Source organism: Cumulibacter manganitolerans (genome assembly GCF_009602465.1).
Classification (GTDB): Bacteria; Actinomycetota; Actinomycetes; order Mycobacteriales; family Antricoccaceae; genus Cumulibacter; species Cumulibacter manganitolerans.
Genome location: NZ_WBKP01000108.1, coordinates 1 through 2776, shown reverse-complemented (window position 1 = coordinate 2776; position 2776 = coordinate 1). Strand labels below are relative to the sequence as shown.

Here is a 2776-nt window from a genome sequence, read left to right as displayed (position 1 = left end):
CCCCGGCCGCCGAGCCCGCCGGCCCGGCGACGGAGCCCGGCAGCCCGACCGGCGAGCCCGACGCGCACGACACGCCCGACGTCCCGGGCGCCCAGCAGACCGAGCTCCCCGTGGAGAAGCCCAAGCGTCGCCCCACCCGCAGGCGGGCGACCGCCAAGGTGGCGAGCGCCGAGTCCGCAACCGCCGAGCCCGCAACCGCCGAGCCCGCGACCGCGGGCGCATCCGCCGACGCCTCCGAGCAGCCGGCGTCCGGTGCGCCGGCGGTGGAGGCCGCGCAGCAGCCGGCGGCCCCCGAGGCCGAGGAGACCCCGCAGCCCGCGGAGACCCTCGAGGCCGAGCAGGCCACGGAGCCGGAGGAGACCGCCGAGCCCGACACGGCCACGGAGCCCGAGACGGCCGCGGAGCCGGAGCAGACCGCCGAGGCCGAGCAGGCCGCGGAGCAGCCCGAGGCCGACACCACCACGACCCGCGGGGGTGCCGCATCCCTCGCCCCGCAGCTCTCCCACGTCGACACCGCGCCCAAGCGGGAGCCCGCGACGCCGCCCGTCGCGGCGTTCAACCCGTTCGCCGTGTTCGTCGCGCCCGAGGACGTCGCCGTCGCGGCGCCGGCCACGAGCGCCAAGCCGGCCGACGAGGAGCGGGCGACCGCGGACGAGGACACCGAGCGGGACGCGCGTGAGGCCGACCTCGACAGTGACGATGACGCCGAGGGCGGCTCGCGCCGCCGCCGCCGCGGGCGGCGCGGTCGCGGAAAGCGCGCCGGCGAGGACGACGACCAGTCCGCCGAGACCGACGCTCGCGACCAGGGCAACGACGAGCAGGCTGTCGGCGAGACCGACCAGGCCCCGGACAAGCAGCAGACCGAGCAGAACAAGCCCAAGGGCAAGGGCGGCGGCGAGCAGGAGGCCACCCAGAACGGCCGGCAGGACGACGAGTCCGAGGACGAGGAGTCCGGCTCGCGCCGGCGCCGCCGGCGCCGGCGCCGCGGCGGCGACTCCGAGAGCGCCGACGACTCGTCGCAGAAGTCGTCGTCCGCCGACAAGGTGAAGAGCGTCAGCGGCTCGGTCCGTCTGGAGGCCAAGCGTCAGCGCCGCAAGGAGGGTCGCGACCACGGCCGTCGCCGGGCGCCCATCCTGACCGAGGCGGAGTTCCTGGCCCGCCGCGAGTCGGTCACCCGCAGCATGGTCGTGCGCCAGCAGGGCGAGCGCACCCAGATCGCGGTGCTCGAGGACGACGTCCTCGTCGAGCACTACGTCACCCTCGCCAGCGAGCAGTCGTTCGCGGGCGGCGTCTACTACGGCCGGGTCCAGAACGTGCTGCCCAGCATGGAGGCCGCCTTCATCGACATCGGCAAGCGCCGCAACGCCGTGCTGTACGCCGGCGAGGTCGACTGGGACGCCGCCGGGCTCGCCGGCAAGCAGCGCAACATCGAGCAGGCCCTCAAGTCGGGCGACAAGGTGCTCGTGCAGGTCACCAAGGACCCGATCGGCCACAAGGGCGCGCGGCTGACCAGCCAGATCTCGTTGCCGGGCCGCTACCTGGTCTACGTGCCGGGTGGCTCGATGACCGGGATCAGCCGCAAGCTGCCCGAGGGGGAGCGGCAGCGGCTGAAGGAGATCCTGCGCAGGATCGTCCCCGACGAGGCGGGCGTCATCATCCGCACAGCCGCCGAGGGCGCCAGCGAGGAAGAGCTGACCCGCGACGTCAACCGGCTGAAGGCCCAGTGGGACGTGATCCAGGAGAAGGTCGCCGACTCCAAGACGAAGGCGCCGTCGGTGCTCTACGAAGAGCCCGACCTCGCGATCCGCGTCGTCCGGGATCTGTTCAACGAGGACTTCGCGTCGATGGTGATCGCCGGCGACGACGCATGGGACACCATCTCCGGGTACATGCAGCACGTCGCGCCGGATCTGGTCGAGCGCGTCTCGAAGTACGACGGCAGCGGCGACGTGTTCGCCGAGCACCGCATCGACGAGCAGCTGACCAAGGCGCTCGATCGCAAGGTGTGGCTGCCCTCGGGCGGCTCGCTGGTCATCGACCACACCGAGGCGATGACCGTGATCGACGTGAACACCGGCAAGTTCACCGGCAGCGGCGGCAACCTCGAGCAGACGGTCACCAAGAACAACCTCGAGGCGGCCGAGGAGATCGTCCGGCAGCTGCGGCTGCGGGACGTCGGCGGCATCGTCGTCATCGACTTCATCGACATGCTGCTGGAGAGCAACCGCGAGCTGGTGCTGCGCCGGCTCACCGAGTGCCTCGGCCGCGACCGCACGAAGCATCAGGTCGCCGAGGTCACCTCGCTCGGGCTGGTGCAGATGACCCGCAAGCGGGTCGGGCAAGGCCTGCTCGACGCGTTCAGCGAGCCGTGCCCGCACTGCGACGGCCGCGGCCTGATCGTGCACGCCGAGCCGGTCGAGAAGAAGACCGCCTCCACCGGCAGCGAGCCGCAGCCGCGTCGCGGACGCGGCAAGCGCGGCGCTGCCGAGCGCACACCCGAGCCGCTCGACAGCGAGCCCAAGCGCGACTCGACGACCCAGCTCAGCGCGATCGCGGCCGCGACCAAGAAGGGCGAGGACCAGCCGACGGCGCAGGACATCGCGCAGGCGGCGACCCCGAGCCCGCAGCCCGAGCCGAACGCCGAGCCCACCACTCCGGCGTCGACCTCCGCCGACACCCCCGCGCAGGAGGTGGTCGAGACGCCCGCCGCGGCCGGGGCGCTCGGCACGCCTCTCGCGCCGGAGCCCGCCGCGCCCGACGCTGCCGAGCCTGGCCG

At 73.8% G+C, this 2776-nt stretch carries 1 protein-coding gene; it reads left to right on the top strand.

Annotated elements, in window-relative coordinates; all coding sequences use genetic code 11:
- On the top strand, window positions 1-2776 hold a 2776-nt coding region (locus F8A92_RS18275), incomplete at both ends, for an Rne/Rng family ribonuclease (RefSeq protein WP_323368449.1).